Genomic DNA, 26,460 nt, shown 5'->3' with positions numbered 1-26,460 from the left:
AACGAAAGACCATCGACGCGCGACGCTTGCATCACAGACAACGTGCCGCATAATGCAATCAACCAGATGAGCCGAAAACTCTCTTAGTTTAAGCCGCCTTTGGTGCCAAAAACCCTGACGACGGACATGCGCCGATGTGCCAATACTCCGCCGTCGAGGGGAACGCTCAGGACTGGCACCTTATCCATCTGGGCAACCTTGCCCTGTCAGGGGCCGGCGTTCTCGTCATCGAGGCGACGGCTGTATCGCCCGAAGGGCGGATTACACCGGGTGATCTGGGCCTATACTCCGACGACAACGAAACGGCTCTTAAACGCGTGATGGATGCGGTGACAAAATACGCCATCTCGCCAGTAGTTATCCAGCTTGCCCATGCCGGGCGCAAGGCGTCCAGCAATGCGCCATGGGATGGCGGAGCGCAGATCCTTCCGGGTGAACCCGGCGGCTGGAAAGCGGTTGCACCATCCGCATTGCCGCATGCACCGGGAGAAGACGCTCCTATAGCGCTCGACGAAGCGGGGCTGGACAAGGTACGGGAAGACTTCGCCTCGTCTGCCCGGCGAGCGGTGGCTCTCGGCTTTCGGGGTATCGAAGTGCATATGGCGCACGGATACCTGCTGCATCAGTTCCTGTCACCCATCGCAAACCAGCGCACGGATTCCTACGGCGGCAGTCTGGAAAACCGGATGCGCTTTCCCTTGGAGGTCTTCGACGCAGTCAAAGCCGCCGTCACTGAAGGCTTCCCGGTCTGGGTTCGCGTGTCTGCGACAGACTGGGTGTCGGGCGGCTGGGACATAGAGGACACGGTCGCACTCTCTAAGGCCCTTAATGACCGCGGTTGCGCAGCAATTCATGTCTCTTCGGGGGGTGTGTCGCCTAAGCAGCAGATCCCATTGTCCGACGGCTACCAAGTACCTTTGGCCGCGAGAGTGAAGGAGGCAGTCGGATTGCCGACCATAGCCGTAGGTCTCATCACCGACCCCGCCCATGCGGAAGCGATCCTGGATAAAGGCGATGCTGATGCTATCGCTCTTGCGCGGGGTATGCTCTACGATCCGCGCTGGCCCTGGCACGCCGCAGCGGAATTGGGGGCAGAGATCGATGCCCCGCACCAATACCGGCGTTCACAACCGCGCGCGTACAAGACGCTCTTCAAGAACGCCAAGGGCGGTCAAAGGTAAGTCACTTCGGAATAGAGGGATTGAAGGCGAATGCCTTACCAAAAGCTTTGCGATTGCCTACAGGAAGCAATTTGCTGAAACCGCATCTCATACGAAGTCAACGGCATCCAACATGGCGCACTAGCCTACTTTGCTGAGCGCCGAAGAGACGGCCGGTTTGTCCATGATGCGTACCTGCGAGCCTAACGCAGCGAAGGACCCGCCTTCCGCCCTTTTCTGCATACGGTCGTTAACGGCCCATTCCTGCCGTTGGCCAATGGGTCAAGATGCTGAGGCGCGGCCCGTCAGAGCCGCCATTCGCTGCAAACGCAAAATCTCGAACGAACGGAACTCACAGTCTGCGGGACTTTCCGGACTTATGCATGCGTAGCTTTTGCTGTCGCAGAAATCGTTCGCGAATGCGGCGCGGAAAATTCGGCGGCACAGCAGAATTCCCCAGACCGGTCGTTCATTCGCGTAAAACTACTAGATTCCATACCGGCGTATTGCTTCACTGCGTCAGAGGTTCGGAACGAGCTCACAGCTCGTTGTATAAATCTGAAACCATATGCAGCCTATTTGAAAACTGCCGCATAACGCGGCGCAAAGAATTTCACGAAAGCTTTCACTTCAGGGCGTCGATATGCTTCCGGAGCAATCAGCATCAGGTGCTGCCTCGACAGGTCCTCGATGGGACCGAAACATCGGATTAGTGTATCGTCCATCTCTGCTAGCTTGTCGTTCATGAGACCCAACCCGTGCCCTGACTTGATGGCTGCGTGCATCAGATCGATTTCGCTAAACGACATGACTATGTCGTCTTGCGCAACGTGACATATCAGCCATTCGTGCAATGCGGCAGGAACGTCGCGGCGCTTGAACGTGACAAACTGGTGGTCGCTCAATCTTTCGCAACTGGCTGGCAATCCGTGTTTCTCAGCGTAGCCTCGCGAACCGTATAGCGACCACCGCGCAGTGCTTATTTTCCGACAGATAAGGTTCTGCTGTGGTTCTTTACTGGTGATGCGCAACGCAATATCCGCTTCGCCACCTTCAAGGTCCAGGACCTTCACACTGGGCAGGAATTCAAAGGCAATGTCTGGATTCAATGCAGAATATTCACTGAAGATTTCAGTAACCCGGGGTGAGAAATTTCCAGAATAGGCCGTGACGCGAATGGGCCGTATTTCCGTAAGTTCATTCGCTTTCTTTGAAAACTCTGACGCTGCTTTTTCAATTGCCTCAGCGAAGGGCACAATCTTCCGTGCGCTCTCGGTCGGTTTGAAACCGCGCGTATCGCGTTCAAATAAGGTCAGTCCAAGTTCGTTTTCAAGAACGTCGATACGTCGGGCCACGGTTGGTTGGGCCACGTTCAGCATGCGCGATGCCGCCAGTGTTGATCCTTCTCGAATAACCGTCAGAAAAATTCGGACATCCGACCAATTGCGAAAACCGCTCTTCATTTTTGTAGAACAGCACAATATCAAACAGAATTCCAGCAAAACGACTGGACGGGTAGCTTTCAGGGCAACGATTTCCAATCGAAGGAACGAAGCCATGGTACCCAACGTTACCCAATTTTCTGCGCTCCAAACTTGGATTGACTCGATCCGAGAACGCATTCGCCCGTCGTTCAGCGGTTCCTCGACATCTGAGGAAACTTGGGAAGCAACTCGCAACAGACGTCAGTTCATTCACGAGATGCTAAACCGAAATCCAGACGCGTTCAGAAGCGACTTGGATGTTCAAAGCATGCTGCAGACGTATCCCGGTCAATTCTGATCTGTTGGTCGGCAAATCTCATCAAGCCAAATGACTGTATTAATCAGTCCAAATCCTGCCAACAGATGAAAACCGGGTTTTCGACCTTCCAGTAGACTGCCTTATGCGCAACCTCGGAAGGCCCGTCGTGCGCGTATAGCAATGCAACGGCTTCATCCACCTGGGCACGATCTTTAAAAGACATGATAACGAAAAAACTATGGTCACGCTCGCCATCCGTGTCCATGGCAGTGTCGCTTTGCCGTTCGCCTATGGGGCCGGTGCCTTCCACCAGATTGATACTCTGCATGTATTTGACGAAGTCGCTGTATGAGGAGCGAAATGCTCCGATTTCCGTTCCTGGCTTGAGGTCAAAACAAGTCAGCATATGAAACATTCGAACGCCCCCCACGCTAATTTTCTAATCACCTTGGTAGTTCCATCTGATGCCAAAACCCATTCAAGGTGTGCTGTTCCAGATGTCCCAATGCAAATACCAGACGCCTTTTCCATCTGCTTTCCAGACAATTACATATTTTCCACCTGCTTGTACCGTGCCGCCGTTGCCGTCTGGCGCGGATAGCGAGTAGGTGCCAGTTTCAAGTGCCGTATCGCCAAGGTCTTCGAGATCAACTGTCATCAACTGCAAGTCTCTTACACCCGCATCCACGTATGCCTGCCACAAACCATGGATGGCGTCGCGCCCGTCAATGCGGGGCGTGTCCGGCGCAAGTATTACTGCATCTTCCGTGTAATGAGACGCCACCGCGCCGGCATCGCCGCTGTTAAATGCAGCTTCGAATGTTTCTGCCCGCCCGGCTATGTCCTCCGCCGCTCCGGCATTTACCAACGAGGTTGAAACGATCGTGAAAAAGAAACTAACCGCCTGAGTAATAGGTTTCATGATCTTTCCTTTCGCATTCCCTCAGCGCTGCCACTAGCCTAGTTCAGATTTTTTGTTAAAATTAGGCGCCAAATTTTTATCAATCCATTAAGGAAATTCGAACAATGCCCAAGGCACCATTGTCCGATATTGCGACGTTTGTCGCGATCGTCGAACACGGCTCGATGCGCGCAGCAGCAACTGCACTGGGGGTTAAGCCTCCAGCCATAAGCTATCGCCTGAGCCGACTAGAGGAAGAGGTCGGAGTTTCACTTCTTCTTCGCAGCACGCGATCTGTGGAACTTACCGAGGCGGGTCGCCGATTGTTCCAACGATCAAACCCCGCCCTTCATCAAATTTCCGATGCCCTGTCGGATGCGCGCCGTGCCGGTGAAATCCCTAGCGGCACTCTTCGCATCGCATTATCTCACGTCGCATTCCGCTACACTTTGGCAGATGTCCTCGCGGAATTTCACGCGCTCTATCCCGAAATCGAGCTCGATCTCTCTTTCGATGACGCACTTGTTGATCTGGCCGAACAAGGGTTTCACGCCGGGGTACGTATCGGCAATCTTCTTGAACAGAGCATGATTGCCATCAGGCTGACTGGGCCCAGACGAATTGTTCACGTTGCTTCGCCCGAGTACCTTGATCGCAACGGGCGCCCATCGAAACCAGCTGATCTGCTCGATCACGAGTGCATTCGCTTTCGCTTTGGCACAACAAAGAGAACTTTGCAGTGGAAGTTTCAGGATGCTGATGGGGTGACATCCATTGATGTGGGTGGAAGCGTTATTGTCAACAACACGACAGCACAGGTCGATGCCGCGCGGCTTGGACTCGGTATTGCCTGGTTTGGGGAAAAAATTGTCGAACGCGAAATTCGTAAAGGCGAATTGGAGGTTGTTCTCAACGACTATGCCGTCAAAGGCGAACCATTCTTTCTATTTTTCCCTCGGGAATACGCCCAATTGAAAATTCTTCGGGTTCTGATCGACTTTCTTAAATCAAAAACAAGACTTGGTTGACGCGTCTTCTGGTGACTAAGTCGAATGTAAACATTGGTCTGCGCTTCTGCCTTTCAATCTGAATTTGGGTTACCTTAACAATCAGATAGCTTCTTTAAGCCCGATGCGGACGCATCAAATCACCAGTTCGGAATGCCATCAAAGTTGAATATCCGGTTCGGTTAAAAATCCGCCTGGCGCAGGGTCAGGTCGGGCGTTCCCTATGAATTGCTGAGGGAACCGTCCTCGTCATGCGTTTCCGTTCCGGTGAGCGCCGGGACAAAGGTGCATACAATGCGCATGCGTGTCTTGGCGTGGATACGGTGTCTGTCATACGCGTTCATCGCGTAGAGTGTTCCCGCCCTGATCTCGTGCACTGTGCCAGTGTCCAACTCCTCGACCGTTCCCTCACCCTCCAGACAATAACAAGCTTCGAGATGGTTCTTTTGCCAGAGCGTCATCTTGAATCCTTCTTCAAGGATGCTGTCCGTCAATGTGACGCCCATGCCATCCTCGGCGTGAAGCAGGCGCATGCTGTGCCACTTGTTCCCATGCGCCTCACCTTTGGTCCCGGCCACGTCTTCAAGGTTTTTCACGATCATGAGAATTTTTCCGTGTTGGTTAAACGTCGACTTCTTTGATCAGGGTATCAAGATAATCTCGTGTTTCCTGATCCCAGTCTTCAGGGTTTTCTCCATGAGCAATCCGAGCGTGATGGCCCATCAACTTCCAGACTTCGTCCCTGGTCTCGGCGATGACGCTAGCTGGGCAGGCCTCCATACCTTCACAGTCACGGCAGGCGTACGAGTAGGCGTGAGTCATTTTCGTTCTCCATTTTTTTATGAAGGGAAGCCATCATAGTTCCGCATGTTTTCATTGAACTTCACCCAGCGAAGCCGTTCACGCAGGAATACGTTTGATTCTGGTGTGATGGCATTTGGATCATCGAGCGAGGCAATTGTAATCGCGATGTCGTTCCAACCTTCTCCTCCAAAGGTCAGCGAGGAGCCGCATTTGCTGCAAAATCCTCGCCTGATACCCGGCGACGACTCGTGCTCGGTAATTTTGCCCTTTGTCACTTCGAAAGTTTCAGGCGCGACGCCTAACCAGGGAACATATGCGCCACCTGTCGCACGACGGCAGTCATCGCAGTGGCATATGCCCGAGTAGGTGTGTGCGCCGCTGACACGGTATCGCACGGCGCCGCACATGCAGCCACCTTCATGATGTTTTGACGTATCGTTCATTCTTGAAGGCCTCTCAATTTGTGAGTTTCAGTTCTTTTGGTTCCAATGCGCCACAAAGTGTTCAGCTTTTATTTGCATATAGCACATTCGGGGTGTTGGAAGTTTTCCCTTCGTACATACAAACTTGACATATTTTCGACTGAATGCGACTCAATAAATCTTATAAATGAAAGAAAATCTACCATATGAACTGGTCCGGAATTCCCTCTCTCAATAGCCTGAAAGCCTTTGCGGCTTTGGCCGAGAGGAGTAGTTACTCTAAGGCTGCGGAAGAGCTGAATGTGACGCACGCTGCGGTCCGACAGCAGGTAAAAGCGCTTGAAGAATACCTGGGTCTGTCGTTGGCTGTCCGCCAAGGAAGGGGCGTCAAGATTACACCCGAAGGCAAGGAGCTTGCACGGGACCTCGCTGACGCGTTCAACACGATCCGCCGGGGTATCGAAAAATTGACGGGTGAAGAGGTATCCCGGTCCGTGCAGATCACGACGTCACCCGCTTTCGCCGTAGAGTGGCTTATGCCTCGAATAGCGGATTTCCAGCAGCGACACCCGGACATCACCCTGATGCTGAACCCGACGGCGGACATTATGGAACTGAGGCCAGGCGGCATTGATGTCGCCGTTCGTTACCGCCACCGCGACAGTCTGGACAAAGATGTCTCGACCGTCCTCGTCTCGGACATGGTCGTCGTGGGAGCAGAGTCTCTGCTTGAAGGGAGAAGATTTGACGAGCCTGGCAATTTGGTCGACCTGCCATGGCTGCAAGAACTGAATACCAATGAGGTGGCGGAGTGGTTCAATCGCAGGGGCGTTAAATTAAGCCGGCCCCTGATCGTCTCCCAAATGCCGGGCAACCTGATTATGCAGGCAGTAAGACGGGGCGATGGTATATCCTACACAGCACGCGGATTTTTTCAGGACGATATTGGGTCGGGACGAATGAGGGTTCTTCATTCCGAGCCAGCATCTGGAGTCTACTATATTGAAAGCAACCCAGCAGCATCACGCCCAGCTGTGACCAAGTTTCTCTACTGGCTCAATTCAAAGGCAGAAACGGTATTGGGTTAAGGGGAAGTTGCGATTGTGTCGCTGGCTGACAACTTTGTCCTATTGCTGTAGGTCCGCTTCGTCCGGACCCTGCAAATTGCCTTCGTCAACTTCGCTGCGGCACACGCGAACGGCGGATTTCTCCGACGCGATTCGACACTAAAAAATTGCGCATATGCGGAGAAATTTGCGCTGCGAGCGCACACAGCGAGAATTGGAAACTTCCGCCATGGGCTCATCCTGCCTCTTGTCGCGGCGTGGCTGTAGGTCCGGTTTGAAATGGCGGACGGCAGCTGCCGTCCACCAACATGGTTCAAATGTCGATTTGCTCGGCGATGCTCAGGGCATCTTCAAGTTCGACACCAAGATATCTGACAGTGCTGTCAACCTTTGTGTGCCCCAGCAGGAGTTGAACCGCTCTGAGATTTCCGGTTTTCCGGTAGATCTCCGCCGCCTTGGTCCTGCGCAGCGAATGGGTTCCGTATCCACTTGGTTCCAATCCAATCGCTGTCACCCAGTCGCGGACAAGCCGGCCATACTGACGCGTTGAGATATGAGGCCGGTCGTGAAAGCGGCTCGCAAACATGAAGCGGCAGCCGATCATCTCAGGTGATTTGACCCACGCGAGAACCTTATCGCGGGTATTTTCCGTCAGCTCGAACTGAACTGGCTTCCTAGTTTTGCTCTGGATAACCGAAACCCGTTCCCGGACGTGATCGTCTTTGACCAAATCGGCCACAGCGAGCTTGACCAGGTCGCATCCTCTGAGCTTGCTATCGATCGCTACGTTGAATAAGGCCAAGTCGCGACGATAGCCCGCAAGTTCGAGTCGCGCGCGTATGGCCCAGACCTGTTTGGGAAGCAGCGGTCGTTTCTGGCCGATGATCCGGCCCTTGTTCCAGGCTCTCCGTTTCGGTGTGACTGCAGGAAGTTGAACTCTTGGCATGGTTTGCCCTCCAATCCTCCCGCCAAGCCCAGACATCAGCACCGCGCTGACTATTATAGACTACCGTGGGCCTGAATGGTCGCTGTCCGACGACATTTACTTTGGGAATCGCCGCAGACGCATTGGCCTGGTCTGAGCCCAATTTGCGTGTTTCTGCGCGATGAATGAATGTCTGCAATGCCGTGCTTTACGCCGGTTGTGCGATCCGGGCAATCCGTTGGAACTTCTTGCGATAGGCAGCGGGTGTCATGCCAGTGCCGCGTTTGAAAACCCGTCGAAAGGACGCCGGATCGTCATAGCCGATGGCGGCACCCACGTCGTCATTGCTGATCTGGTCCATCTCCAGCATCTGCTTGGCTTCTTCAACCCGCAGCGCCTGCACGTATTCGATTGGCGCAAAGCCCGTGGCCGTTCGGAAGCGGCGTGAAAACGTGCGCGGGTTGAGGCCCGATCGTTCAACCATCTTCTCCACCGGGTTGGTGGTGGCGTAATGTTCGGCAATCCATTCCTGAATGTCGGTGATCGGGCCGTCGTTCGATTCCATGGGCCGGGTCATCACCGCATAGGGCGACTGGCCCTCGGCATGCCCCCCGATCAGGAACACTTTAGCGGTTTCAATCGCAACCTGATAGCCACAGAAGCGCGCAATCAGGTAGACCACCAAATCATGCCAGGCGCTGACGCCCCCGGCGGTGACGATCCGGTCTTCCTCCGCCGCCAGGCACAGCACCGATTCCGTCTGGAACGAAATCTCGGGGAAATGCCGCTGGAACATGTCACGATAGGCCCAATGCGCCGTGGCGCGATGGCCATCCAGTAGGCCCCCTTCGGCCAGGAGTAGTGATCCCGAGCAGACCGACGACAACAGCGCCCCACCCGCATGCATCGCCTTCAGCCAGGCAATCTCACGCGGGTAGCGCCCGTGCGGCACATCGTAGATCGTGGTGTACATGTCACAGACAACCACCGCATCAGGGGTCCCGGCATCGCCGATGGCGGCGTGCGGCTCCACCGGGATATTACCAATACAACGAAAAGGCTTTCCGTTGGCGGTGACAATCTTCACGTCCAGCAACTCATCCCCCGGTTTGCCGATCACCATATCCAGATAAACAGCCCCCGCCGACATCAACACATCATAAAGCCCATAAAGCACCGAAGCCGAAGTCTCGGGCGCGGCCAGCAACAAGATCTGCGGCTTTTTTGCCATTTTTTTAATTTCCCCCTTTACGCAAAAATGTCCAAAACGGCCCGGTTCTGACCGATCTGCCATAATCGCTTGTCCAGTATGCCGCAAAACTGGCAGAATTGCCACTGAGCACGCCAAACCAGATGCGTTACCCTTTCTGAAAATGAAGGAAAGGATTTGATCATGAGCAGCCCAGACACACATATTTCCGGCTTTGAAGGTGAGCTTCTGACAGCAGGGATAGACGGCTATGACGCGGCCCGCGGCGTCTGGAACGCGATGATCGACAGGCGGCCCGCACTGATTGCGCGGTGTCGGAATGCGCAGGATGTGATGGCGGCTGTGCGCCATGCCGCAGTCCATGATCTGGGCATTTCAATCCGCGCGGGCGGCCATAACGTTGCGGGCCATGCGGTTTGCGATGGCGGGTTGATGGTTGACCTTACCCAGATGCGAGGTGTCAGCGTTGATGCCGAACGACGCGTCGCTTCGGTGGAGGGCGGCGCACTCTGGGGTGACGTGGACAAGGCCACCCAGGCCCATGGGCTGGCTACCCCCGGCGGTCTGATCTCGGATACAGGCGTGGCAGGGTTGACGCTCTCGGGCGGAATCGGTTGGCTTCGCGCCAAGTACGGGCTGTCGATTGACAACCTCGTGGCGGCGGAGGTGGTGATGGCCGATGGCACGCTTGTACACGCCAGTGCCGATGAAAACCCGGAGTTGCTCTGGGCGCTCAGGGGCGGTGGCGGCAACTTTGGTGTGGTGACCCGGTTCGAATTCTCCCTGCACCCGGCCGGACCCGAAGTGATGTTCGCCGCCCCGATTTACGCAGTCGAAGACGGCCCCGGCCCGATCCGCGCCTGGCGGGATTTCATGCTTGAGCATGACGGGCTGATCGGGTCACTGTGCGAGTTTTCCACCGCAGGCGGCGAAGACTTCCCCGAAGAAAGCTGGGGGAAGCGCGTTTACACTCTGGCCTGTGTGTACAACGGAGACGCTGCCGAAGGCGAAGCGCTGATGCAGCCCCTGCGAGAGCTGGGAAACATGGTCACCGATTTCTCGGGCCGGATGGGTTATTGCGAGGTTCAGACGCTGTTTGACACGCTGATGCCCGCCGGTGACTTCCGTTGCTATTGGAAGGCGCGCTACCTGACTGAACTGTCCGATGAGATTATTGATCTGGCCATGGCAAATGCCGAGGCCGCACCTTCTGAAAACTCAATCTCGTCACTGTGGAATTTTGGCGGGGCCACTGCGCAGGTGCCTGCCGATGCCACCGCCTTTGGCGACCGATCCTTTGGCTGGATGTATTCGCTCGATGGCGTCTGGCCCGATGCAGCGGATGACGCGGCCAACATTGCCTGGGCGCGCGATGGCTGGGACAGCGCCGCGCGCTTCGGGCATGAGGGTCGCGCCTATCTCAATTTTCCCGGTCATGGCGAAGACAATGATGCGCTGACCCGTGCCACCTTCGGAGCAAACTATCAACGGCTGGTCGAAATCAAGACCAAATACGACCCGCAGAACCGCTTCCGTTTCAACCAGAACATCAAGCCGGAGGCATAGGGCATGACCCGCACCAACCCGACCCCGGCCACTGACACCGGCGCAATTTTCTTGACCGAAGGAGGCGCCGAAACTGAAATCATGTATCGCCACGGTTTCGAACTGCCTGAGTTCGCCATGTTCCCGCTGCTGGAAAACCCCAAGGCTGTGGTCGCCATGCGGCAAGTCATGTCAGATATGCTGGACGTCGCCACCGAATTTGGCCTGTCGTTCATGCTGACCGGGTTGGATTACCGCGCCAGTCCCGATTGGGGGGCCAAGCTGGGCTATTCTCCCGCTGGTCTGGCCGAAGCCAATATCGCCAGCATCGAGTTCTTGCGTGAAATCGCAAAGCCCTATGCTGGCCAGATCCCGCAACTTCTGATCGGCGGCTGCATTGGGCCGCGTGGCGATGCCTATGGGTTGAACACCGAAATTACCGCCGAAAGCGCTGAAGACTATCATTCGGTGCAACTGGAAACGCTGAAAGCGGCAAACGTGGATTTCGCCTGCGCGGCAACCTTCAACAACATCTCCGAGGCTGTCGGCGTATCCCGCGCTGCAGCGAGGATAGGCGTTCCGCTGACCGTTTCACTGACGCTGGACAGTTCTCATCGACTACGCTCCGGTCCGACACTGGCGGAAGCCATCCCTGAGATTGACCGTCAAGCCGGAGACGCCGCGCCGGATTATTACCTGCTCAACTGCTCGCACCCATTGGAATACGAACCGGCATTGACCGAGGGCAACTGGATAAACCGCCTGCGCGGCGTGCGGCCCAATGCTTCCAAGATGGAGAAAATCGCATTGTGCAAACTGGGCCACATCGAAGATGGCAACCCTGTGGAACTTGGCCAGCAATTGGGCGACCTGCGGGCGCGCTATCCGCATATGGACATCTTCGGTGGCTGCTGCGGCACCGGCCACGTCCACCTGCGCGAGATTGCCCGCGCTCTGGCTTAGGCGGGTGAGAAGACGGCAGCGCGGAACGAACCTGCCGTTCGGACTATAGATTCCCATGACCGGATCGTCCGCGGCCTGATCCTTAACCTCGGGTTCTTCGCCGCGCGCTGTAAAGATGACTGGTTAGGCCGCTGCTTCGCGGCGAAGCGCTTTACGCAAGTGCAGAAGATTTCACGCGGCGTGCGCGGGCAGCACAAATTCAAGACTTCCGCAGTGAGCTCGAAACAGTAGTTCGCTGCGCTTTGTTCCAAGGTCCGCTTTCAATCTTGGCGGTGCTAAGTTTGTCAAACTACATTCCTTGGCAGTCAATCAGCTTGCTTTTAATTCCACTGGACTTCGCGGTTAAGCTGAGCGGTACTGTCCAAACAAACGACCATCCTTCCTCTCCTTATCGCCCGGATTTCCGGGCTTTGCGCGGTACCGCCGGCACGAATGCCCGCCGACACACGCAAAGGAGATGAACTATGGCAAAACTCAACAAAGACAAAACCGCGGACGAACACGTTCGGTGGATCGTAAGACCCCACCGCAAACGCCCGACTAAAGAGCGGATGACTAAACGGGATCAGCTGATCCGGATGTTGGGTGCCAAGAATGGGGCCGGGGTGGACGCCATCTGTCGGAAGTTGAGCTGGCAACCCCACACAACACGCGCAGCGATATCAGGATTGCGTAAATCTGGGTTTGAAGTTCAAAGCGAGAAGCCCAACCCCAGTAAACCCAGGCGCTATTGTATCGTAGACCAACTCATGGTGGAGGCCGCCGACAATGCCAACTAATCATGCGTCCTTCGAAGGCGGATCGCGCGTCGATCATTTGGCGCCATCAAAAGCCACGATCCTGCGCCGCCGCATCGAGGCTTTAGGTGATCTCGACAACGTTGCGCTTCGTTTGGCTTGGCAAAGCGCTTGGGGTAGCGCAGCCCCAAAGGGCGCGCGCAAACGGTTTCTGATGCTTGGGATTGCATGGAAGTGGCAGGCAGAAGTATTTGGCGGATTTAACCGAGAGCTGGCTCGGCGCTTGTCGGCTTTGGAGGTGCCGGACCGTGTCCCGGGGAGACTCGACGAAAGGGGCAAACCCAAAGCAATTTCCATTGCTCGCCCCTTACCGGGCACCAGGATCCTGCGGGACTGGCAGGGCGATCGCCACGAAGTGCATGTAACCGAACAGGGTTATCTCTGGAGGGGAAAGACTTTTGGGTCGCTGTCCGGGGTCGCTAAAGCCATGACCGGAGTTAGTCGCAACGGGCCGAAATTCTTTGGGTTGCGTGATGAGCAGAGGTCGCGCTGATGGCCAAGAAACAGCGGTGCGCAATCTATACACGTAAGTCAACCGAAGAGGGATTGGATCAGGCCTTCAACTCATTGGATGCGCAGCGGGAGGCCTGTTCTGCTTTTATAACGAGTCAAAAGCATGAAGGCTGGTCCGAATTGCCGATGCTTTATGATGACGGCGGCTTCTCTGGTGGTTCACTCGAGCGACCCGCAATAAAACGATTGCTGGCGGACATCAAAGCTGGTGGGATTGATATTGTCGTTGTCTACAAAGTGGATCGTCTGACACGTGCACTTGCCGACTTCGCGCGCATGGTTGCTATTTTTGATGAGGCAGGTGTGTCCTTCGTCTCCGTCACCCAGCAGTTCAACACAACGACCAGCATGGGCCGCCTGACACTGAACGTTCTACTCTCGTTTGCACAGTTCGAGCGCGAAGTGACGGCAGAACGCATCCGCGATAAGATAGCGGCCTCAAAAGCCAAAGGCATGTGGATGGGTGGCATTCCTCCGATTGGCTATCAACCTCAGAATCGAGCGCTGGTCCACGTTCCCGATGAAGCCAAAATGGTGCGGCACATATTTAAGCGATACCTCGAGCTACGCTCGGTGCGCAAACTTCAAGCTGAGCTGAAACGGGCAGGGCGATTTACTCCGGTTCGCACCACACAAAAAGGAGCTACCTCTGGCGGATGCGCGTTCTCCAGAGGCAAACTCTATCACTTACTTTCGAACCCGATCTACATTGGATGCATTAGACATCGCGACAAGATCTACGATGGTCAGCACGAAGGGATCATCGATCAAGATATTTGGGATAAGGCCCAGACGATGCTTGCAGACAATCGACGAAGTCATGCTAATCGCAGCAAAGCCCGAAGTCCAAGTCCGCTTGCTGGCAAGCTATTTGATCCGGCGGGCAACAAAATGCGCCCGGTGCACACCACCAAATCGGGTCGGCGGTATCGGTACTACGTCAGCCCAGAGCTGATTGAGGGTAGCGTCGAAACCGGCTCCAACGGCTGGCGGATCCCAGCCGAGGAGCTTGAGTCCATTCTGTCAAAGGCCATCATCGAACATCTACACAAGCCAAAGAACCGCCAATCAATTATCGGCGACGTGGGCGATCCAAAGAGGATGGAGCTGCTAATCAACGCCATCGATGAATTGCTCAAGGCAGTGCAATTCAAAGGGTCTCGACATTGTACAATGATGTTGAAGAAGATAGTGCAATGCGTCTATTTTATTGAGGAAAAGCTCACGGCTCAGATCGACATTGGAAGGGCGTTTCATCGCGCTGAGAACCTCAACGATATAGACCTCCCAACACTTCAGATCAGCGCGCCAATCAAACTGGCTCGTCGTGGCGGCGAACTCAAACTAATCCTAAAAGGTGCCGCTGGCGATGCCACCAACACCGATCCCAATCTCATCAAAACTCTTCTTGATGCGCGCCGTCGGTATCGATCCTACACGGGCAAAGTTGAAACGACACTTTCGCAGATCGCGACCAATGACGACACAGACACCGCTGATGTCTCGCGATCCCTGCAGCTTGCTTTCCTGGCCCCGGACTTAGTTGCTGGAATTCTTGACGGTCGCCAGACACCAGAACTGACTGCGACAAGACTGAAACGCCTGGAAAGATTACCACTTCTTTGGGAAGATCAGCGCGCGTTTCTTGGTTGAAACCCGACTTCTCCACTCACAACAAATCCAAATGATGCACAAACCATTTAGTTTGGACGCTCACAGAGACGTTTGCGAGTTGGTACAAGAATCCAGCCGGATCTGAGCGTCTCTGCGCCAAACCAATAAGAAAAATACCACAACCACCCCACTAACCCTCGGAAAACACGCGGTAATACTGAGTGTAGGGAAAGGCGGCTGACAGCATAAGACTGTCTGGTAGGCCCGGTAGGACTCGAACCTACGACCAAAGCGTTATGAGCGCTCTGCTCTAACCAACTGAGCTACAGGCCCGACCTGATACGTGTGGTACGCAGAGCCGCGGCGGACGTCAAGGCTTTGAGATTGCGAAGAGCGCGAGGATGGTCTAACTGCTGCGCCATCGTAACAGGGAGCCCGGCCCATGACCGACAATAAGAATGGTATAACCTATGCCGATGCAGGCGTAGATATTGATGCGGGCAATGCCCTGGTCGACCGGATAAAACCCGCCGCCAAGCGCACCAATCGTAGCGGTGTCATGTCGGGCCTTGGCGGATTTGGCGGGCTGTTCGATCTGAAAGCGGCGGGATTCTCCGATCCGGTACTGGTGGCGGCAACCGATGGTGTTGGAACCAAGTTGCGTATCGCGATTGATACCGGAAATGTTGATGGCGTTGGCATTGATCTCGTGGCGATGTGTGTGAATGATCTGGTTTGCCAGGGGGCGGAACCGCTTTTCTTTCTTGATTATTTCGCTACCGGAAAGCTGGAGCTGGAACAGGCGGCGCGGATCATCGAAGGCATTGCAAAGGGTTGCGAAGATTCGGGTTGTGCCCTGATCGGTGGTGAGACTGCCGAAATGCCGGGCATGTATCCGGCGGGCGACTTTGATCTGGCGGGCTTTGCCGTCGGCGCAATGGAGCGTGGGCAGGAACTGCCAAACGGGATTGTCGAGGGTGACGTGTTGCTGGGGCTGGCCAGTGACGGTGTTCATTCGAACGGCTATTCACTGGTCCGCCGGATTGTCGAGATTTCAGGCCTTGGATGGGACGATGACTGTCCCTGGGCTGAAGGGTCCCTTGGATCTGTGCTGCTGACGCCTACGCGTCTTTATGTGCGCGGAGTTCTGGATGCGATGGGCAAGGGTGCTGTACATGGGCTGGCACATATTACCGGCGGAGGACTAACCGAGAACCTGCCGCGCGTGTTACCCAAGGGAACGGCAGCCGATGTTGACCTGCATAGCTGGAAGCTGCCGCCGGTGTTTGCGTGGCTGGCTGCGCAAGGCAAAATGTCAGAATCGGAATTGCTCAAGACCTTCAATTCTGGTTTGGGTATGGTGATTGTTGTGGCCGCCGCTGACAGCGCTTCTGTAACGCAGGCGCTGACCGCGTCAGGCGAGGTGGTATATGAGATCGGCCGCATCACCAAGGGCACAGGCGAGGTCCGGTATAGCGGGGCCTTGCTGTGACGAAACGGGTTGCCATTTTCCTGTCCGGTGGCGGTTCGAATATGCGGTCGCTTGTGGAGGACATGGTCGATGACCACCCGGCGCGTCCTGTTGTGGTTTTTTCGAACCGGGATGACGCCGGTGGAATTGCCTGGGCTGCGGCGCAGGGGATTGCAACCGAAGTGGTTGATCACCGTCCGTTTGGGGAAGACCGGGCAGCCTTTGAGGCGGCTATCAACGCAGCCCTGAAACCCTATCGGATTGATATTATTTGCCTTGCCGGTTTCATGCGGGTCCTGACTGAAGGCTTTGTAAGCCAATGGCAGGGTCGGATGCTGAACATCCACCCGTCGCTTTTGCCAAAATACCGGGGATTGAAAACCCATGCCCGCGCCATTGAGGCCGGTGACACAGAAGCGGGCTGTACGGTTCACGAAGTCACACCCGAATTGGATGACGGGCCCATCCTTGGGCAGGCACGGGTGCCCATCAGATCAGATGATACGCCGGATAGTCTGGCAGCACGTGTGTTGAAGCAGGAACATATTTTATACCCCGCAGTGTTGCGCCGCTTTGCTGCCGGTAACAGGCAATTGCTGCTTTTGCCCTGAACCATCACACGACCATTTTCATTTGAGCATTGCTGCCTTATACCGGGGCAGGGGGCCTGCGTGCCGAGACAAATTAATCAACAAGAAATACCCCGGATGAAAACACTTACAACGACTCAGGAACTGGCCGAATTCTGCAAGGCCGCAAAAGCGCATGACTATGTTACCGTGGACACCGAATTTCTACGTGAACGGACCTACTATTCCAAGCTCTGCCTGATACAGCTTGCTGTGCCGGGCAAGGATGAAAACAGTGCTGTTCTGGTAGACCCACTGGTTGACGATTTGTCGCTTGAGCCTCTCTACGACCTGTTTCGTGACACCTCGGTGGTAAAGGTGTTTCATGCGGCTCGTCAGGATCTTGAGATTTTCTATGTGGATGCAGGTGTTATTCCCGAACCCATGTTCGACACCCAAGTGGCAGCTATGGTCTGTGGCTTTGGCGAGCAGGCAGGTTATGAAACTTTGGTGCGCCGGATTGCCAAGCAACCGCTGGACAAGACCTCGAGATTTACAGACTGGTCGCGCAGACCCTTGACCGACGCCCAAAAGACCTATGCGCTGGCTGATGTAACCCATCTGCGGGTCATCTATGAATATCTGGCAAAAAAACTGGAGACGACAGACCGAAAAAAATGGGTGTCAGAGGAATTGCAGATACTGACCGACCCGGCGACGTACCAGGTGCACCCTGAAGAATCCTGGAAGCGGATCAAGACCCGGAATGCGTCGGGCAAGTTTATGGCGATAGTCCGCGAGTTGGCCCGGTTTCGCGAAATTTATGCGCAGGCCCGCAACATTCCTCGTAACCGGGTGTTCAAGGATGATGCGCTGGTCGAACTGGCATCAACCAAACCGGCAACACCGTTGGACCTGAACAGGTCACGACTGCTGTTGCGCGAGGCACGTAAGGGGGACATCGCTGATGGGATTCTGGCCGCTGTTAAGGCGGGGTTGGAATGTCCGCAGGATAAGTGGCCCAAAATCGACAAATCCGGCGACAAGATGCAGGTTAATCCAGCCTTGGCAGATCTGTTACGCGTGCTGCTGAAGGCAAAAACCGAAGATTTCGGCGTGGCGTCGAAACTGATTGCCACGGCGTCTGATCTGGATGCGATTGCCGGGGGCGCGCGCGACGTGCCTGCGCTGCGCGGTTGGCGCAACGATGTTTTTGGCCAAGACGCGCTGCGCCTGTGCAATGGGGAAATAGCCTTGTCGGTTAAGGGAAGCTCGGTTCAGACTGTCGAATTGTAGGCGCTAAAGCCTTTTGCGTTTTTCCTAAATAAGGGAAAATGGAGAAGGTCCACGCGACCTCAATGTTGTGGGCGTTTTACGTCAAATCTGTAACTCAGATTAAATGCAAAACGCTTTAGCGGCGGGTCGTCTGTACGTTTCTGGCCGCCCTGACATTAATTGTTGTGACCTTCTCAAGCGTGCCATTTGACACAAAGCGTGCTGCATGGATAGTCCTTGAGCGTTGCGCGCCCTGTGGCTGGTCCTGAGGCTGAACGGCCTTCAGGGTATATGTCAGTACACCGTTCACCGGTTCTCCATCCGTGTCCGATGTCAGTTTTACATTGTATGCACCTTGAAGTTGGCTAAGCCCGATAACGCTAATGATGGCACCTTCACTTGTCTTCTCAACCGACAATGACGTGATCTGGTCCACGGGCGTGCCGGTATAAACTTTGGCTTTCTTCCTGCGGCTGAAAATACCGGTTTCTTCTTCGATAAGCGGATTGTTCTGTCCTGCTTGCGTTTCGGCAACCGGACGCGAGGTACTCTTTCCAAACCAGTTTGCGGGATTAGCCCGCGAATCGCGCAACCGGCTGCAGCCGGTTAACATCAGGGAAGAGACCACCAGAACTGTAACAAGGATCCGCATCGCAACTGCCTTTGTGTCTTTCTTTCCGGTTAACCTATCCGACCCGTGTTGAAAAGGTGCAAGGTTGTACTGGACCTCAGCGAAATGCGCCCCTAGGTGTTTTCACAACGCATCCAGGAGGGAAAAATGGCCACAGAAGCCTTTGAAGACATCGTTGCGGATTTCGAGTTCCTTGAGGATTGGGAAGACCGGTATCGCTACGTCATCGACCAGGGCAAGACAATGGCGCCTTTGGATGACGCACTGAAGGTGCCCGCGACCAAAGTTGATGGCTGCGCCAGTCAGGTCTGGCTGCATCCGCGCACCGATGGTGGTGTTTTTACCTTTGATGGCGACAGTGATGCTCTGATCGTGCGGGGTTTGATTTCGGTTTTGCGGGCTTTGTACAATGGTGTGCCCGTCACTGAGGTGCAAAAGGTCGATGCACCTGCAGAACTGGCCCGGTTAGGGCTGAACGATCACCTTTCTGCACAGCGCTCAAACGGGTTGCGTGCGATGATCGAGAGGATCCGTCAGGTGGCGTCCGAGGCGGCCTGAGCCCCAAGTGTTGTGGCCAGATCGCCGTAGCCGGTGAACCGGTATTCAAAATCCAAGTCCAGCCGGGCGGCACATTCGCGGGCTTTTTCAATCAGTTTGGGGTCGTTCGTCTGGGCCTGATAGACAAGCTTGGTATAGTTGCCGAAAATCATGTCGCGCAATTCCGGATGGCGATCCAGCCCCATGGGTTTCCAGACGAAGGCATCAAACTGTTTGACCAGAAAATCAGTCAGATAAAACGCGGTAATTTCGCCGCTGTCGGCACGGCTGGCAAAGGCATCGTTGCCTTCGAAAAACGAATAGCAATGCGGGCCTTCAACCATTTTAACGCCTAATTCATCGCATTTGGCCTGCAGCAGACCACCGGTGCCACAATCGGCGTAGACGATAAAAATCTCGTCGAAATCCTTGCGATGTTTCTCGACCGCCTCGGCCACAGCCTGGGTTATTTTGTCGGGATAAAGGTGCAGTTTGGCAGGCAGGCAGGTCAGGGTCATGTGATCCCAGCCATTGGCCCGTTTGAGCGCCAGAATTTCATGGGCCAGCGCGCCGCATGCGATTAGCAAAAGCCGCGCGGATTTCTCAGTGGAATCAAAACCGGCCTCGGTCAGGATTTCATCATTGGGCAACATCAAGGCGCACCGCTGTTCCATAGGCTACAATTTCCGACGCATTTCCCATGATGGCCGAGGTCTCGAACCGGACGCAGACGACGGCATCGGCGCCCATTTCGCTGGCCTGTGCCAACATTCGGTCGATGGCCTGTTCGCGCGCTCCGGCCATCAGGGAAGAGTATCCGTAGATTTCGCCGCCCACGAGCTTTTTCAGACCTGCAACGATATCGGTGCCCAGATGTTTGGCCCGCACGGTAGAGCCGCGCGCCATTCCCAAGGTTTGACTGACCTTGCGGCCGGCAATGTCCGGGGTCGTTACAAAAATCATCATCCGTCAGTGATCCATTTTATCATAGTGATCATCTTCTGCATTGCCCACACGCTCGGCAATGACGCGAAAAACGACGTACCCGATCAACGCAGCGGGGATAAGCCCAAGCCAGCCGAACGGCAGGTTGACAGTCGCGGCAAACATAAAACCAAGCCAAATCGTGACACCGGCAGCCAGTGTTACGCAGACAAGGATCAGAACGAATTTATCCAACGGCATCACGGTATCCTTTACCCAGTCAGATAGGCACAGGCGGGCAAATAAAAACCCTGCCAAGCGGGCAGGGTTTTTTTTATAGTGCCTAAAGGGTGAGGTAAATCACCCCGTGGCGCCCTGATTGTGTTTGCGCGACATGAAATCCTTGGCGGTTTCCACGGCTACAGCCGCATCGCGGCAATAGGCGTCGGCGCCAATGGCTTTGCCAAATTCTTCGTTCAGTGGCGCGCCGCCGACCAATACGACATAGTCGTCGCGTTTGCCTTGCTCTACCAGCGTGTCGATCACAACCTTCATATACGGCATGGTTGTGGTCAGCAGCGCCGACATGCCCAGGATGTCAGGCTTTTCGGTTTCCAGTGCTTCCAGGTAGTTTTCGACAGGGTTGTTGATGCCCAGATCGACCACTTCAAATCCGGCGCCTTCCATCATCATCGACACGAGGTTTTTACCGATGTCGTGAATATCGCCCTTGACCGTACCGATGACCATTTTGCCGACACGCGGTGCGCCGGTTTCGGCCAGCAGTGGTTTGAGGATGAACATACCACCCTTCATTGCGTTAGCGGCCAACAGAACTTCAGGCACGAACAGAATGCCGTCGCGGAAATCTTTACCGACGATGGTCATTCCCCCCACAAGCGCTTCGGTCAGAATGCGGTAGGGTTCCCATTTCCGCTCAAGAAGGATGTTCACAGCTTCTTCGATCTCTTCCTTGAGACCGTCGTAGAGGTCATCGAACATCTGCTGGACAAGTTCTTCGTCGTCCAGTTCCGACAGGATGATGTCGTCTTCTTCGTCAGACATTACAGAAATCCTTGATCTTTAGGCGCCGCAGCGCGGGGTTATTCTTTTTATGCAGCTTTCGTCAATTTGTCGCAATCGCACTTTCCGAATTGCGACATTGGCCGCGCCTCTTCCGACGTATAGCCTGTTATTGACGAAGGTTTGAAAGAAAACTTGTCATCTTCTACATGACTTTATTGCATATGTTCACTGTATGTTCTAATTTTGTGCGATGTCACCAGACAAATCGCTCAATCCATCGCTACGAACGCGGGCACGTGGGGCGCATAGTAACGCCTCGGGGCGATTTGAAAAACTGCAGACAGCGTATGACGGGGACGGCTGGGAAATCGAAGAAGAGATCCGGTTGGTGCGCACCGATACCGAAGTCGAAGTGCCCAGACGTGCCATCACGTATAATCGCTCGCCTGATCTGCCCTTTGACCGGTCAGTCAATCCTTATCGCGGCTGCGAACACGGGTGCATCTATTGCTTTGCCCGTCCATCGCACGCCTGGTTGGGGATGTCTGCGGGTCTTGATTTTGAAACCCGGCTGATTGCACGCCCCGACGCACCCAAAGTGCTGGAGCAAGAGCTGCGGCAAAAATCCTATCAACCTCGGACGATTGCTATTGGTACGAACACCGACCCCTATCAGCCGATCGAAAAAAAACATGAGATCATGCGTAAGTGCCTTCAGGTATTAAGCAATTTCAATCATCCCGTGGCGGTGGTTTCCAAAGGCACTTTGATCGAGCGTGATATTGATATCCTGTCAGATATGGCCGCGCGTGGACTGGTGCGTGTCGGGATATCGGTGACCACGCTGGATGCGGGCCTGTCGCGCAAACTGGAACCGCGCGCACCCGCCCCGCAGCGTCGGCTGGCTGTGATCCGGGCGCTTAGCAACGCGGGTGTGCCGGTGCGGATCATGACGTCGCCTATCATTCCGGGGCTGACTGATCACGAGATTGAGGCGCTTTTGCAGGCTGGGCATGATGCCGGAGCCGTGGCAGCCAGCTGGATCATGCTGCGCCTGCCACTAGAGGTGGCGCCGCTGTTTCAGGAATGGGTGCAGGTGCACTACCCGGATCGGGCAGGCCGCATAATGGGGTTGGTGCGCGACATGCACGGCGGCAAGAACTATGCCGCTGACTGGGGGCGGCGGATGCGCGGTAGCGGGCGCTATGCAGAAATGATTGCCGATCGGTTTCAGAAGGCAGCGCAAAAGCTTGGCTTGAACGCGCCTCTGCCGCCATTGCGCTGCGATCTGTTTAAAAGACCGCTAAGGCCGGGCGATCAGCTGTCGTTGCTCTGACGCTTGCCCCCCACCAACCAGGCCAGGCCAAAAATTGCTGTAACCAGCATCGCAGGCAGTATCACCATTAGCCAAAGGTCTTCGCCACCTAACTGCCATGGACGCGGAACGGTGCAGGACGTGTTGTTGGGGCCGGAAAAGGCGCAGGCCATGGCCGATATCCAGATGTAACCGAAGACCCACGCCCCCAGAGCCACAAACCCAAGAATGGCGAGGATAAGACGAAACATGTTGAGTGTGACCTGCTTTAGGCTGACCGGTTCAGCCGCGCCGACGACGGGTGCGGCGTGGCGCGGCCTCGTCATCACCGGTGCCATCAGCCGCCGAGGAAAAAGCACCAAGCTTGCTGGCAATCTCGTCGAGCGCCGGGCGTTCACCGCGCGGGCGGGTGTGCAGTGCCTCGTGCATTTTTTCAAGATGTTCTGGCATGGTGCCGCAGCAGCCGCCAATGATAGTTGCCCCTGCATCACGCGCCAGACAGGCGTAATCGGCCATCAGATCGGGATTCCCATCGTAGTGGATATGACCATCTACGTATTTTGGAATGCCTGCGTTACCCTTTGCGATGATCGGGCGTTCAGTGCCCTGGGCCGCGAAACTCAGAACGGTCCGCAAAAGATCGGACGCGCCGACGCCGCAATTGGCCCCAAACGCCAGTGGTGGATGATCGAGTTTCTCTACCATCGAAACCATCTCGGCCGATGTCAGTCCCATCATCGTGCGACCGGCAGTGTCAAAACTCATCGTGCCACACCAGGGCATGTCCGCCAGTTTAAAGGCCTCGGCAGCCGCTTTGTATTCTTCAGGCGCTGAAATGGTTTCCAGCCACAGCACATCGGCGCCGCCGTCTTTCAGACCTTCAGCTTGCTCATGAAAAATTTCGACGGCCAGCGCATGGGTCAGCGCACCCAAGGGCGCCATTATTTCTCCGGTCGGCCCGACCGAGCCCGCGACGATCACTTTTCGGCCTGCTTTGTCGGCAACGTCACGACCGATCTCGGCCGAGATGCGCGAAAGCTCATTTGCACGTTTCTCGGCGCCATGCAGCTTGAGGCGTGCAGCATTGCCCCCGAATGAATTGGTCAGGAACAGATCACTGCCTGCGTTCACTGCCATTGAATAAAGCTTTTGAATGCGATCCGGGTGCTTATCGTTCCACATTTCGGGCGCATCACCCGATTCGAGCCCCATGTTGAAAAGATTTGTGCCTGTGGCACCGTCGGCCAGAATCCAGTCGCGGCTTTCCAGCATTTGGGACAAAGCGTTGGTCATCTGTGTTTTCCAATTAAGAGTCATGCCTGCACTGTCATGATTACCTGGTCAGCGCAAATTCATTTTTTTCAACACAATAGTGAGGCCAGTTTGTATTTGGCCACAGCATCATGAATGGCAAAGGCGCGCCGACAGGGCGCGCCTTTGCGTTGAAATTGAGCCTGGTCAGACTTCGTTAAGGATCTGGCCTTTGGCAACGATCAGAAGTTCAGCCATTTTTTTCCGGATCGTGTCGGCATCAGCGATATCGCCCAGATCGCCGGCGACCTTGCGCACGACATCTTCAATACCGGCTTCTTCGAAATCCGACTTAACAACCTCTTTTGCGTAAGCGTCAGCGTCTTCGCCGGTTTTGCCCATCAACTCGGCTGCCCAAAGGCCCAGAAGCTTGTTGCGGCGGGCCTCAGCGCGGAAGTTCATTTCTTCGTCATGGGCAAATTTGTTTTCAAATGCGGATTCGCGGTCGTCGAAGGTGGTCATGGGCAATTCCCCTGATCAGGTGTTGATGTTGAAACAGATATGCAACTCCGGCGCAGCAAGGGCAAGCCCCAACGCCATCTTGCGACAATGCTGCCCATGCACTATGAGGACGCAACGGCATTGGGGACTCGGCCCCGGCTAAGCGACGGAGTGTCCATGGCACGGCGTAAGAAAATTTACGAAGGCAAGGCGAAAACCATGTACGAGGGGCCCGAACCGGGCACCATTGTGCAGTATTTCAAGGATGACGCCACGGCCTTTAATGCTGAAAAGAAAGCTGTAATTGAGGGCAAGGGTGTGTTGAACAACCTGCTGTCTGAATATTTCATGACGGGGCTCAACAATATTGGTGTGCCCACGCATTTCATGAAACGGCTGAATATGCGCGAACAACTGGTTCGTGCCTGCGAAATTATCCCGCTTGAGGTGATCGTGCGCAACTACGCCGCCGGGACGATGGCCAAGCGGCTTGGTATGGACGAAGGTACCCAACTGCCCCGGCCGATCGTGGAATATTGCCTGAAAGACGACTCGCTTGGCGATCCGCTGGTCACCGAAGAACATATTGCCGCCTTTGGCTGGGCCAGTCAGCAGGACATGGACGATATCCTAAGCCTTGCGCTTCGGGTAAATGATTTTCTGGCGGGTGTGATGTACGGCGTCGGCATCAGGCTGATTGATTTCAAGATCGAGATCGGCCGGGTGTATGATGGGGATTTCCAGCGGCTGATCGTGGCCGATGAAATCAGCCCCGACAGTTGCCGCCTGTGGGATATCGAAACCGGTCAGAAACTGGACAAGGACGTGTTCCGCCGCGACCTGGGCAGTCTGACGGATGCCTATACCGAAGTGGCCACGCGTTTGGGGGTGATGCCGAAGAACGCAACACCGATGACACGGCCCACGCTGATCAACTGATCCGGACCGAGAATTGCCACCCGGTGCCCGACACCGACGAAAAACAGGAAATGAGCCATGAAAGCACGCGTGCATGTCATGTTGAAAAACGGGGTTCTGGATCCGCAGGGCGAGGCGGTGCGACACGCACTTGGCAGCCTTGGCTTTGACGGGGTCGAGGGCGTACGTCAGGGTAAGGTGATCGAACTTGATCTGGCCGAGACCGATGAGGCGAAGGCCCGCAAGACCGTGACCGACATGTGTGAAAAGCTGCTGGCGAATACCGTGATCGAAAGCTACTCGGTGGAGCTGGCCTGATGCGGGCTGCCCGGCTGACCGCCTGGCGCGCACCTCTGGAAATTGTCGATCTGCCTGATCCTGAGCCACCAAAGGGCGGTGTAGTCGTCAGGGTGCTGGCTTGCGGGGTTTGCCGCTCTGACTGGCATGCGTGGGTTGGAGCGGACCCTGATGTTTCGCTGCCACATACGCCGGGTCATGAATTTTGCGGCGAGGTGATCGCCGTTGGGCAGGGCGTAACCCGCTGGCGGTTGGGCGACCGGGTGATTGCGCCCTTTATTCTGGCCTGTGGCGCTTGCCCCGATTGCGCCGCCGGAAACCAGACGATCTGCCTTGATCAGGCAGTGCCGGGGTTCACCATACCGGGGGCCTTTGCAGAACAGATTGCTGTGCCTTTTGCCGATGCCAACCTGACCGCCTTGCCCGCAAGTATCAGCCCGGAACTGGCCGCAGGCCTTGGCTGCCGGGTCACAACCGCCTGGCATGCGCTGACCGGACGCGCCGCCCTGCGCCCCGGCGAGTGGCTGGCGGTGTTTGGCGGCGGGGGCGTGGGAATTTCGGCGCTTTTGCTGGGGCGTGCCCTGGGCGCGCGTGTTGTTGTGGTCGATATCGTGCCCGAAAAACTGGCCTATGCCACAAGCCTTGGGGCGGATGCGGTGATAAATGCGGCCCAGACGGATGCGGCGCAGGCGGTGCGCGATATCACCGGTGGTGGTGCGGATCTGGCAATTGAGGCCCTGGGCGTCGCAGCGACAACGATAGGTGCGCTGAAATCCCTGCGAAAACTGGGGCGGATGGTGCAGGTTGGCATGCCGGCGGGCGATCATGCCATCATGCCAATTCCGATGGATGTGGTTTATTCCGGCCAACTGGCGATCTACGGCACGCGCGGCATGCCAAGCTGGCGCTATCCCAGCCTGCTGAGCCTGATCGAAGGCGGACATGTTGACCTCAGCCCGCTGGTGACGCGCCGGATTGCCCTGAGCGGTGTAAATTCCGAGCTGGCGGCGTTTGACAAAGCCGCCCCGCCCGGCGTAGCAGTCATCACAGATTTTTCAAGCTAAGGAGAGCGCC

General features: G+C 55.6%; 32 protein-coding genes and 1 tRNA gene. 16 read left to right on the top strand and 17 right to left on the bottom strand.

What is annotated here, in order from left to right; genetic code table 11:
• Positions 1-134: 134 nt before the first annotated feature.
• On the top strand, positions 135-1,181 hold the full coding sequence (locus tag PEL8287_RS17120) for an NADH:flavin oxidoreductase/NADH oxidase (RefSeq protein ID WP_085893650.1): 1,047 nt from the start codon (positions 135-137) through the stop codon (positions 1,179-1,181).
• Between the two features lie 554 nt (positions 1,182-1,735).
• Here the strand turns inward: PEL8287_RS17120 and PEL8287_RS17115 are convergent.
• From PEL8287_RS17115 to PEL8287_RS17105, 3 genes are all read right to left on the bottom strand, one after another.
• Positions 1,736-2,782: a LysR family transcriptional regulator gene (locus PEL8287_RS17115; RefSeq protein ID WP_085893649.1), complete on the bottom strand. Its 1,047-nt coding sequence runs from the start codon at positions 2,780-2,782 to the stop codon at positions 1,736-1,738.
• 203 nt (positions 2,783-2,985) lie between these two features.
• Positions 2,986-3,318 (bottom strand): hypothetical protein, encoded by a 333-nt coding sequence (locus PEL8287_RS17110; RefSeq protein WP_139837843.1) that lies wholly within the window; start codon positions 3,316-3,318, stop codon positions 2,986-2,988.
• 63 nt (positions 3,319-3,381) lie between these two features.
• Positions 3,382-3,825 (bottom strand): YybH family protein, encoded by a 444-nt coding sequence (locus PEL8287_RS17105; RefSeq protein WP_085893647.1) that lies wholly within the window; start codon positions 3,823-3,825, stop codon positions 3,382-3,384.
• Positions 3,826-3,929: 104 nt separating this feature from the next.
• Between PEL8287_RS17105 and PEL8287_RS17100 the strand changes: the two genes are divergently transcribed.
• A complete protein-coding gene (locus PEL8287_RS17100) occupies positions 3,930-4,832 on the top strand; it encodes a LysR family transcriptional regulator (RefSeq protein ID WP_085893646.1) in 903 nt (300 codons plus the stop codon).
• 200 nt (positions 4,833-5,032) lie between these two features.
• Here PEL8287_RS17100 and PEL8287_RS17095 read toward each other — a convergent pair whose 3' ends face one another.
• Genes PEL8287_RS17095 through PEL8287_RS17085 form a run of 3 tightly spaced genes read right to left on the bottom strand, consistent with a single transcriptional unit; the run spans position 5,033 to position 6,058 of the window.
• On the bottom strand, positions 5,033-5,413 hold the full coding sequence (locus tag PEL8287_RS17095) for an ectoine synthase (RefSeq protein WP_085893645.1): 381 nt from the start codon (positions 5,411-5,413) through the stop codon (positions 5,033-5,035).
• A 19-nt stretch (positions 5,414-5,432) separates the two neighbouring features.
• On the bottom strand, positions 5,433-5,633 hold the full coding sequence (locus tag PEL8287_RS17090) for a DUF1059 domain-containing protein (protein ID WP_085893644.1): 201 nt from the start codon (positions 5,631-5,633) through the stop codon (positions 5,433-5,435).
• Positions 5,634-5,650: 17 nt separating this feature from the next.
• Positions 5,651-6,058, bottom strand: a complete 408-nt coding sequence (locus PEL8287_RS17085) for a GFA family protein (RefSeq protein WP_085893643.1) — start codon at positions 6,056-6,058, stop codon at positions 5,651-5,653.
• Between the two features lie 185 nt (positions 6,059-6,243).
• Between PEL8287_RS17085 and PEL8287_RS17080 the strand changes: the two genes are divergently transcribed.
• Positions 6,244-7,125, top strand: a complete 882-nt coding sequence (locus PEL8287_RS17080; RefSeq protein ID WP_085893642.1) for a LysR family transcriptional regulator — start codon at positions 6,244-6,246, stop codon at positions 7,123-7,125.
• Between the two features lie 292 nt (positions 7,126-7,417).
• Here the strand turns inward: PEL8287_RS17080 and PEL8287_RS17075 are convergent, their stop codons facing one another.
• Positions 7,418-8,050, bottom strand: a complete 633-nt coding sequence (locus PEL8287_RS17075; protein ID WP_085893641.1) for a tyrosine-type recombinase/integrase — start codon at positions 8,048-8,050, stop codon at positions 7,418-7,420.
• A gap of 187 nt (positions 8,051-8,237) precedes the next feature.
• Entirely contained in the window at positions 8,238-9,260 is a 1,023-nt protein-coding gene (locus PEL8287_RS19840; protein ID WP_176228679.1) for a GlxA family transcriptional regulator, read from the bottom strand.
• Positions 9,261-9,422: 162 nt separating this feature from the next.
• On the opposite strand from PEL8287_RS19840, the gene PEL8287_RS17060 reads away from it, so the two are divergent.
• The 5 genes from PEL8287_RS17060 (at position 9,423) to PEL8287_RS17040 (ending at position 14,710) form a co-directional block, all read left to right on the top strand.
• The gene (locus PEL8287_RS17060; RefSeq protein WP_085893640.1) at positions 9,423-10,805 is read left to right on the top strand and encodes an FAD-binding oxidoreductase; all 1,383 of its coding nucleotides are present in this window, start codon (positions 9,423-9,425) and stop codon (positions 10,803-10,805) included.
• 3 nt (positions 10,806-10,808) lie between these two features.
• A complete protein-coding gene (locus PEL8287_RS17055) occupies positions 10,809-11,747 on the top strand; it encodes a homocysteine S-methyltransferase family protein (protein ID WP_085893639.1) in 939 nt (312 codons plus the stop codon).
• Between the two features lie 464 nt (positions 11,748-12,211).
• On the top strand, positions 12,212-12,526 hold the full coding sequence (locus tag PEL8287_RS17050; protein WP_235862327.1) for a DUF3489 domain-containing protein: 315 nt from the start codon (positions 12,212-12,214) through the stop codon (positions 12,524-12,526).
• Positions 12,516-13,037, top strand: a complete 522-nt coding sequence (locus PEL8287_RS17045) for a DUF2924 domain-containing protein (RefSeq protein ID WP_085893638.1) — start codon at positions 12,516-12,518, stop codon at positions 13,035-13,037. Before PEL8287_RS17050 ends, PEL8287_RS17045 begins: the two co-directional genes overlap by 11 nt.
• Positions 13,037-14,710 carry a recombinase family protein gene (locus tag PEL8287_RS17040; protein ID WP_085893637.1) on the top strand — a complete coding sequence of 558 codons (1,674 nt, stop codon included), beginning with the start codon at positions 13,037-13,039 and terminating at the stop codon, positions 14,708-14,710. The genes PEL8287_RS17045 and PEL8287_RS17040 overlap by 1 nt, the downstream gene beginning before the upstream one ends.
• 217 nt (positions 14,711-14,927) lie before the next feature.
• Here the strand turns inward: PEL8287_RS17040 and PEL8287_RS17035 are convergent.
• Positions 14,928-15,004 (bottom strand) — tRNA-Ile (locus PEL8287_RS17035).
• Between the two features lie 109 nt (positions 15,005-15,113).
• Here PEL8287_RS17035 and purM point away from each other — a divergent pair.
• The 3 genes from purM (at position 15,114) to rnd (ending at position 18,007) form a co-directional block, all read left to right on the top strand.
• Positions 15,114-16,163 (top strand): phosphoribosylformylglycinamidine cyclo-ligase, encoded by a 1,050-nt coding sequence (purM, locus tag PEL8287_RS17030; protein ID WP_085893636.1) that lies wholly within the window; start codon positions 15,114-15,116, stop codon positions 16,161-16,163.
• Entirely contained in the window at positions 16,160-16,753 is a 594-nt protein-coding gene (purN, locus tag PEL8287_RS17025; protein ID WP_085893635.1) for a phosphoribosylglycinamide formyltransferase, read from the top strand. Before purM ends, purN begins: the two co-directional genes overlap by 4 nt.
• Positions 16,754-16,849: 96 nt before the next feature.
• Positions 16,850-18,007 carry a ribonuclease D gene (rnd, locus tag PEL8287_RS17020; protein ID WP_085893634.1) on the top strand — a complete coding sequence of 386 codons (1,158 nt, stop codon included), beginning with the start codon at positions 16,850-16,852 and terminating at the stop codon, positions 18,005-18,007.
• A gap of 115 nt (positions 18,008-18,122) precedes the next feature.
• On the opposite strand, the gene PEL8287_RS17015 is transcribed toward rnd, so the two are convergent.
• Positions 18,123-18,638 (bottom strand): hypothetical protein, encoded by a 516-nt coding sequence (locus PEL8287_RS17015; RefSeq protein ID WP_085893633.1) that lies wholly within the window; start codon positions 18,636-18,638, stop codon positions 18,123-18,125.
• A gap of 126 nt (positions 18,639-18,764) precedes the next feature.
• On the opposite strand from PEL8287_RS17015, the gene PEL8287_RS17010 reads away from it, so the two are divergent.
• Positions 18,765-19,175, top strand: coding sequence for a SufE family protein (locus PEL8287_RS17010; RefSeq protein ID WP_085893632.1), 411 nt, complete (start codon positions 18,765-18,767; stop codon positions 19,173-19,175).
• Here the strand turns inward: PEL8287_RS17010 and PEL8287_RS17005 are convergent.
• The 4 genes from PEL8287_RS17005 to PEL8287_RS16990 form a co-directional block, all read right to left on the bottom strand.
• Complete coding sequence (locus PEL8287_RS17005) at positions 19,151-19,807, bottom strand: DUF1638 domain-containing protein (protein ID WP_085893631.1); 657 nt, start codon at positions 19,805-19,807, stop codon at positions 19,151-19,153. The two genes, PEL8287_RS17010 and PEL8287_RS17005, sit on opposite strands and share 25 nt — an antisense overlap.
• On the bottom strand, positions 19,794-20,120 hold the full coding sequence (locus tag PEL8287_RS17000) for a YbjQ family protein (RefSeq protein ID WP_235862326.1): 327 nt from the start codon (positions 20,118-20,120) through the stop codon (positions 19,794-19,796). The genes PEL8287_RS17005 and PEL8287_RS17000 overlap by 14 nt, the downstream gene beginning before the upstream one ends.
• 3 nt (positions 20,121-20,123) lie before the next feature.
• Positions 20,124-20,339, bottom strand: a complete 216-nt coding sequence (locus PEL8287_RS16995) for a hypothetical protein (protein WP_085893630.1) — start codon at positions 20,337-20,339, stop codon at positions 20,124-20,126.
• Positions 20,340-20,438: 99 nt separating this feature from the next.
• Positions 20,439-21,143, bottom strand: a complete 705-nt coding sequence (locus tag PEL8287_RS16990; RefSeq protein ID WP_085893629.1) for a cobalamin B12-binding domain-containing protein — start codon at positions 21,141-21,143, stop codon at positions 20,439-20,441.
• Between the two features lie 211 nt (positions 21,144-21,354).
• On the opposite strand from PEL8287_RS16990, the gene PEL8287_RS16985 reads away from it, so the two are divergent.
• Positions 21,355-22,440: a PA0069 family radical SAM protein gene (locus PEL8287_RS16985; protein WP_085893628.1), complete on the top strand. Its 1,086-nt coding sequence runs from the start codon at positions 21,355-21,357 to the stop codon at positions 22,438-22,440.
• Here PEL8287_RS16985 and PEL8287_RS16980 read toward each other — a convergent pair.
• The 3 genes from PEL8287_RS16980 to PEL8287_RS16970 all read right to left on the bottom strand — a co-directional run bounded on the left by PEL8287_RS16980 (position 22,422) and on the right by PEL8287_RS16970 (position 24,192).
• Positions 22,422-22,745, bottom strand: coding sequence for a methionine synthase (locus PEL8287_RS16980; RefSeq protein ID WP_139837841.1), 324 nt, complete (start codon positions 22,743-22,745; stop codon positions 22,422-22,424). The two genes, PEL8287_RS16985 and PEL8287_RS16980, sit on opposite strands and share 19 nt — an antisense overlap.
• Positions 22,702-23,712 carry a betaine--homocysteine S-methyltransferase gene (gene bmt, locus PEL8287_RS16975; protein ID WP_085893626.1) on the bottom strand — a complete coding sequence of 337 codons (1,011 nt, stop codon included), beginning with the start codon at positions 23,710-23,712 and terminating at the stop codon, positions 22,702-22,704. Before bmt ends, PEL8287_RS16980 begins: the two co-directional genes overlap by 44 nt.
• Positions 23,713-23,877: 165 nt before the next feature.
• A complete protein-coding gene (locus PEL8287_RS16970) occupies positions 23,878-24,192 on the bottom strand; it encodes a DUF1476 domain-containing protein (RefSeq protein ID WP_085893625.1) in 315 nt (104 codons plus the stop codon).
• A 156-nt stretch (positions 24,193-24,348) separates the two neighbouring features.
• Between PEL8287_RS16970 and purC the strand changes: the two genes are divergently transcribed.
• The 3 genes from purC to PEL8287_RS16955 are packed head-to-tail and all read left to right on the top strand — an operon-like array spanning position 24,349 to position 26,450.
• Complete coding sequence (gene purC / locus PEL8287_RS16965; RefSeq protein ID WP_085893660.1) at positions 24,349-25,110, top strand: phosphoribosylaminoimidazolesuccinocarboxamide synthase; 762 nt, start codon at positions 24,349-24,351, stop codon at positions 25,108-25,110.
• A gap of 57 nt (positions 25,111-25,167) precedes the next feature.
• Positions 25,168-25,407 carry a phosphoribosylformylglycinamidine synthase subunit PurS gene (gene purS / locus PEL8287_RS16960; protein ID WP_085893624.1) on the top strand — a complete coding sequence of 80 codons (240 nt, stop codon included), beginning with the start codon at positions 25,168-25,170 and terminating at the stop codon, positions 25,405-25,407.
• Entirely contained in the window at positions 25,407-26,450 is a 1,044-nt protein-coding gene (locus PEL8287_RS16955; RefSeq protein WP_085893623.1) for a zinc-dependent alcohol dehydrogenase family protein, read from the top strand. The genes purS and PEL8287_RS16955 overlap by 1 nt, the downstream gene beginning before the upstream one ends.
• The last annotated feature ends 10 nt before the right edge of the window (positions 26,451-26,460 follow it).

Origin of the sequence: Roseovarius litorisediminis, assembly GCF_900172295.1 — a bacterium.
GTDB lineage: Bacteria > Pseudomonadota > Alphaproteobacteria > Rhodobacterales > Rhodobacteraceae > Roseovarius > Roseovarius litorisediminis.
Note: the sequence above shows the minus strand (reverse complement) of the source record. Positions and strands in the feature narration are given on the sequence as shown.